Origin of the sequence: Novacetimonas cocois, assembly GCF_003311635.1 — a bacterium.
GTDB classification, from domain to species: domain Bacteria; phylum Pseudomonadota; class Alphaproteobacteria; order Acetobacterales; family Acetobacteraceae; genus Novacetimonas; species Novacetimonas cocois.
In genome coordinates this window covers 1-5,766 of sequence record NZ_QEXL01000035.1, presented here as the reverse complement: position 1 = coordinate 5,766, position 5,766 = coordinate 1, and the positions used below count along the sequence as shown (strand labels likewise).

Sequence of the window (5,766 nt, the reverse complement as noted above, 5' to 3'; positions counted from 1 at the left end):
TCATGGTTACCCATCGATTCAGAACTCAACACAAAATGCAACTGTAGTGCTAGCACTGACTTGTGCGTCAGGAGGAAGAACGTCCTCATATAGACGTCGGCCTGTCGCCAGACGCCTGCCGAGCGCTTCGATGAAGCCTTCATAACGCTCGGCCGCCTGCGCCCGTGCAGCAGCAGCCGAGCTTTCGGGCAAGGCGGGCGTCATGATCATCCAGAAACGGATGAACTGGGCCAATGTCTCGACGGTGATCCCGGTATCGCGCTCCAGTCGGGACAGGCGTTTATCGACACGGTCCAGCCGTCGGGTCAGTGCGGCCTGTCCGGTCCCCTCTTCAGGAGAGAAAAAGACAGACAGAGCCGTCTCGACCACGAGGGAGCCGGACTGACGGCGACGGGTGGCCGTATCACTGACAGCTTTGAACAGATCGGGATCGAGATAGACCGTCATCTGCTGCTTCTTGCGGGAGCGTTTCATGGTCCACCGATCTCCATCCCATCATCACGGTCAATGGCGGCCAGCCGCGCTACCTTCTGAAGATCCATAAAGTCCCGGTCCCACCGTGTCGTGCGATTGCCAGCTTCGGGTGATTTCGTCTGCTCCCGCGTGTCATCCCTCTCCGTACGCGGTGGAATATCACTCGGATCGGCGTCCGGTGTGCGCTTGTGACCGGCCCCCAGAGGCGTTTCTTCTTCCTGCGTTGACAGTGGGGGGGCGGCACCATGCACCACCGTCTCGGGCAAGGGACGTCTGGTCCAGTCATCCGGTTGTATCGCGGTCGGTGCTGATATCGTTCCTGGTTGGGGCGGTGGCAGTGCGCGCTCCCGGAAACGGGCATCACTATAATATCGAGCTTTCTTCGCACGAACGGGTGGCGTCCCCGCCGCCATGACAATCTCGTCGGTTGGTGGAAGTTGCATGATTTCACCTGGCGTCAGAAGCGGGCGGGCACTTTCCTGCCGCGAAACCATCAGATGCCCCAGCCAGGGTGACAGGCGATGCCCGGCATAGTTTTTCTGTGACCTGATTTCCGTGGCAGTGCCCAATGCATCTGAGACCCGCTTGGCAGTCCGTTCATCGTTGGTGGCAAAACTGACCCGGACGTGACAGTTATCGAGGATCGAATTGTTCTGACCGTAGGCTTTCTCTATCTGATTCAGGCTCTGGGCGATCAGAAAAGCTTTGATGCCGTAACCACCCATGAACGCGAGAGCGCTTTCAAAGAAATCAAGCCGCCCGAGCGCCGGGAATTCGTCCAGCATCATCAGCAGGCGATGGTTATGCTTATGCGCGTTCAGATCCTCTGTCAGTCTGCGCCCGATCTGGTTCAGCATCAGACGGATCAACGGTTTGGTGCGACTGATATCCGAGGGTGGCACGCTGAGATAAAGCGTGGTCGGACGACGCCCTTTGACAATATCCGCAATCCGCCAGGCACAACGCGAAGTGACTTTCGCGACGACCGGATCACGATACAGGCCAAGAAACGACATGGCGGTGGAGAGCACACCAGACCGTTCGTTGGGAGATTTGTTCAGCAGTTCACGGGCGGCGGATGCAACCACCGGATGCGGGCCATCCTTGCCCAGATGCTTCGTCTGCATCATCGCAGCAAGCGTGGCTTCAATTGAGCGTTTCGGATCAGACAGAAGATTGGCAACACCGTAGAGCGTCTTGTCTTTCTCCGCATACAGAACATGGAGGATGGCGCCCACCAGCAGAGAGTGTGATGTTTTCTCCCAATGGTTCCGGCGTTCAAGCGATCCTTCGGGATCGACAAGCACGTCCGCGACATTCTGGGCGTCGCGTACCTCCCACTCCCCCTGCCGGATTTCAAGCAGGGGGTTGTAGGGATCAGAGGCAGGATTGGTCGGATCGAACAGGAGCACGCTGCTGAAACGCGCCCGAAAACCTGCGGTGATCTGCCAGTTTTCTCCCTTGATATCATGGACGATGGCTGATCCCGGCCATGTCAGCAGGGTCGGAATGACAAGCCCCACCCCCTTACCGGAACGGGTCGGCGCGAAACACAGGACATGTTCAGGACCATTATGACGGAGATAATCCCGTCCATACTGCCCGAGAATGACCCCATCGGGATCGAGCAATCCGGATTGCTGCAATTCCTCACGGCTGGCCCAGCGTGCGCTTCCATAGGTTGCGGCCCGTCTTACCTCACGAGCCCGACGAATGGAAAGCGCGACCGCTGCCACAACAGCCAGTACGCCGCCACTACCGGCGATCCACCCGCCCTGATTAAAAATATCCGGGGCATAGGCGTCGTAGACATACCACCACCAGAAAACCATGGGGGGCCAGTAGACAGGCCAATGATGCGCAAGCGTGAATCAGGGCTGACCAAGCTGGGGCTGAAAGCCCAGTTTCCACGCCACCCATTGCGTCGCCATCCACCATGACAGGATGATCATGAGCAGGACGACGCTCACCTGCCCCCATAAAATCCGTGATCCGGACATAGTGCTTTCCTCCATAGAAACCCATGGAAGAAAGGAAACGAAGACACTTAACTGGATTCAATGTTTTCCGCCCTACCTGCGCGGCCCGGCGCAAAGAGGCGTAAAATTGTCGGCGCAAGCGTTACCAGAACCCATTCCAACAGCGTGTCTGGTCTTGGCGACAAAACGCACTAACGGCAGAAGTCCGGACATGTGCTGACCAGCCATGCAGGCATAGTCATACCTCGACGCACAATCTGACCATTCTCGATTTCAAGCACAGGCTCCGGCATAACGCCTGAATTATCGGAGATGACAACACGGTCAGACAGGCCAATAACAGTCGGAAGATTGGCGAGACTGCCAATATATCGTCTGCGAATGGCTTCCGGTTCAATGAAATGTCCACCACCCGCAGCACGTGCCCTGACGCGCTGAACATTCATTTCGACCGACGCCAGAGCAATATATCTCAGCTCGATATGATATCCGGCGTTCCGCGCCGCCGTGATGCGACGGATTACGGAACGGCCAGATAATGTCGTTTCGAGAGAAATCGACTTCCCGGCGGCCAGCGACGCGTTGAATATCTCGATGGCTCGCCGTCCGGCCTCCCTGTCTGCATCGCGCGGGCTGCCTGGGTTGATCCCCCGCGCTATCTGGTCGGGGTCAATGACGATGTCGACCGGCTCAATGTCAGCGCTCGTGCCAACCCGCAGACTGCTTTTTCCGGAGCCGTTCGGTCCTGCGTAAATCAGTAATCGTGTCACGCGGGATAGGGAAAATCTTCGTCGCGGAACTCTTCCAGCGGTGCAAGACGTTCAACCCGACCGCCGGGAAATTCGCGCACAACCCATCCCTTCTGGACATAGGTCATGATCTCGCCGCTCGCTGTCCGGGCTTCCCGTGCCCGCTCGCCAGCAACGCGGACCGCCTCAAAGCTGGCCCATGCATAGTGCTGCCGCTCCTGCATCTTGTATTCGGACATGACGACCCCGTTTATCCATGACGTTCTATGGAGTCACTCATAGCACAATCGTTGTCTGACGCGCAGAGGTCTTTTGCCCAGACGGACATCAGGCCTGCGTTGATATCCCCACAGAAGCCAGAACACCGACCGCTTCCCGTCTGAGCGGTTCTATTTCGTCGAGGGCCGCCAGCCAGAATGTAGCTCCTTGCAAACGTGTCAGGGCGTCCGTGGCTGCCCGCATAGGGTCATCAACCGCACCCTTTTCGAGGATTTCCGCCATTCGGGCGCGCAATGCAATTACGAAATCCCGGACAGCCGTCTTCGCCTCTGGCGTGTCAATCGGGACTCCGAAAGCCAGGTGGAAGCCTACACATCGTCCACGCTCGCTAAAGACTGCGACAATACGGTCGATCAGTTCTCGATAAGTGTGCATCCAGTCGACTGCCGGATCGGGAAGCCCTTCAAAAGTTTCCTTCAGGGTCAATTCGAGAACATCAACGACGAGCGATTCCTTACTTGGAAGACGATTATAAAGACTGGACTTCTTCAGACCGACCCACTCGGCCAGGTCGTTCATCGAAGCGCCGGTGTATCCCCGTTCCCGGAAGAGTTCGCGCGCAGCAATCACGATATCGTCATAGGATGCTTTCATCTTTATTCTTCCATTAAGACCGATCGGTCTGGTTTCCTGATTCCGGGATCATTTCATTCTCAAAGTGTCAGTCCATCGTCAGGAGACTCAGTCATGAAACTCTATGATCTCGATGTATCCGGCAATTGCTACAAGGTGCGCCTGTTTGCAGCCCTTACCGGCATTCCTCTTGACCTTGTGCCGGTTGATTTTTCCAAAGATGAGCAACACAGCTCGTTGTTTACGGACCTGAATCCATTTCAGGAAGTACCGGTTCTCGTCGATGGCGAGACGGTCGTCCGGGATTCTCAGGCCATTCTCGTCTATCTGGCTTGCAGTCTGTCCGACCAGCGATGGTGACCCGATGACAGACGCGTTCAGGCGAACATTGTCGGGTGGCTGTCAGTTGCAGCCTGTGAGATCCGCAATGGGCCGAATGCCGCACGTCTGATCAGGAAGTTCGGTGTCGATCTCGACATGGAGGCCGCCCTTCACTGGAGCACCAAGATTCTTCCAATCCTCAACAAACATCTGGAAAGCCGAGAGTGGCTGGCATCAAGCCATCCTACAATCGCCGACTGTGCAGTCTTTCCTTACCTCTCGGTTGCGCACGAGGGCAGTGTGGACGTAAGGCCTTTCCCCGCGTTAATGGCGTGGATGACACGGGTCAGCCGTCTCCCCAATTTCATCCCGATGCCCGGTATGCTGACGTTACCATACTAAGTTGGCCAGCGAAGCGGGCGATCAAAGCCCGATCCCCATGTCCCGCTTCCGGCCGAACGACCAGTCCACGCCCCCGTCCTCCCGTGCGACGCCGGAGACATGACGTCCGATCTGTTTCTCCAGCGATGGCGTCCAGGGAACAAGCTGGAACCCGAGGCCGCCATCAATCATAGCAAAGCGCCCCGAAGCGAGGGTCAGCCGCTGTCGGTAGGTTCCAGTGACGTACTCGCCGGCCTCAGCACTCTGGATGGGCTGGCCGGTTTCGCGCGCCAGACGCCCGGCCACGTCCCGCATCTCCAGCGCCCGCATGGAGGCGACCATGCCACGCGGATAGCGCACGCGCGCTCCGTCCTGCTGTGCGATCCCCTGCTCGACCAGATGAGCGCTGCGCTGGCGTAGCGCGTCACGCACTTCCGCGCCGAAACCACCCTCTCCCAGCGCCACCGGTTCGCGAGCGACAAGCTGGCGGTCCAGCCATGTCGCGCCCCGCGCCAGCACCTGCTCTCCGATCGGCAGATCGGACCGCACCGCAAGTGTCGCCCGTCGCTGTCCCTTCGCATCCTGATAGGTCCGCAGTTCAACCAGCCCACCGTGCGGCACGTCGCCGGCCGCTTCCAGTGATGGCAGATGGACATGGTGCGTGCGCCCGTCCACGCCGTCGATCACCGCATAGGCACTCCCCTTCAGTTCATCATCCAGACCGCGCGCGACCAGACGTCCGATCACCGGCTCGGCCGGGTCTTCCCCGGCCAGCACCCATGACGACGAGGGCCGTTCGATCCCCTGTTCACTCAGACCACGGTGGATGCGTTTGATGATGTCATTGCGCTGCCCCATCTCGCGCAAGGTGACTTCCGCCGTTTCCTCCAGCCGCCATTGTCCGACCCCGACCTCATGGGCAAGGCCCATCCGTTCCAGTCGCCGCAGCCGTCCGACCTGGAGGGATCGAAGAACCCCTGATTGATGTGCTTGGCCGGTAATTTCTGGGT

General features: G+C 58.4%; 7 protein-coding genes and 1 pseudogene. 2 read left to right on the top strand and 6 right to left on the bottom strand.

What is annotated here, in order from left to right:
* Positions 1-18: 18 nt before the first annotated feature.
* From NJLHNGOC_RS15050 to NJLHNGOC_RS15030, 5 genes and pseudogenes are all read right to left on the bottom strand, one after another.
* A complete protein-coding gene (locus NJLHNGOC_RS15050) occupies positions 19-474 on the bottom strand; it encodes a hypothetical protein (protein WP_010512024.1) in 456 nt (151 codons plus the stop codon).
* Positions 471-2,474 (bottom strand): annotated as a pseudogene (locus NJLHNGOC_RS15045) (conjugal transfer protein TraG). Before NJLHNGOC_RS15045 ends, NJLHNGOC_RS15050 begins: the two are co-directional and overlap by 4 nt.
* A 170-nt stretch (positions 2,475-2,644) precedes the next feature.
* Complete coding sequence (locus tag NJLHNGOC_RS15040) at positions 2,645-3,223, bottom strand: zeta toxin family protein (RefSeq protein ID WP_014106943.1); 579 nt, start codon at positions 3,221-3,223, stop codon at positions 2,645-2,647.
* Positions 3,220-3,441: a hypothetical protein gene (locus tag NJLHNGOC_RS15035; protein WP_010512019.1), complete on the bottom strand. Its 222-nt coding sequence runs from the start codon at positions 3,439-3,441 to the stop codon at positions 3,220-3,222. Before NJLHNGOC_RS15035 ends, NJLHNGOC_RS15040 begins: the two co-directional genes overlap by 4 nt.
* A gap of 88 nt (positions 3,442-3,529) precedes the next feature.
* Complete coding sequence (locus tag NJLHNGOC_RS15030; RefSeq protein WP_113597069.1) at positions 3,530-4,075, bottom strand: TetR/AcrR family transcriptional regulator; 546 nt, start codon at positions 4,073-4,075, stop codon at positions 3,530-3,532.
* A gap of 93 nt (positions 4,076-4,168) precedes the next feature.
* Between NJLHNGOC_RS15030 and NJLHNGOC_RS16665 the strand changes: the two genes are divergently transcribed.
* Both NJLHNGOC_RS16665 and NJLHNGOC_RS16660 read left to right on the top strand, forming a co-directional pair.
* Entirely contained in the window at positions 4,169-4,414 is a 246-nt protein-coding gene (locus NJLHNGOC_RS16665; RefSeq protein WP_010512015.1) for a glutathione S-transferase N-terminal domain-containing protein, read from the top strand.
* A 117-nt stretch (positions 4,415-4,531) separates the two neighbouring features.
* Positions 4,532-4,777 (top strand): glutathione binding-like protein, encoded by a 246-nt coding sequence (locus tag NJLHNGOC_RS16660; protein ID WP_010512013.1) that lies wholly within the window; start codon positions 4,532-4,534, stop codon positions 4,775-4,777.
* Positions 4,778-4,798: 21 nt separating this feature from the next.
* Here the strand turns inward: NJLHNGOC_RS16660 and NJLHNGOC_RS15020 are convergent.
* The coding region (locus NJLHNGOC_RS15020; RefSeq protein ID WP_113597070.1) for a DUF3363 domain-containing protein at positions 4,799-5,766 on the bottom strand (968 nt) is incomplete at its 5' end.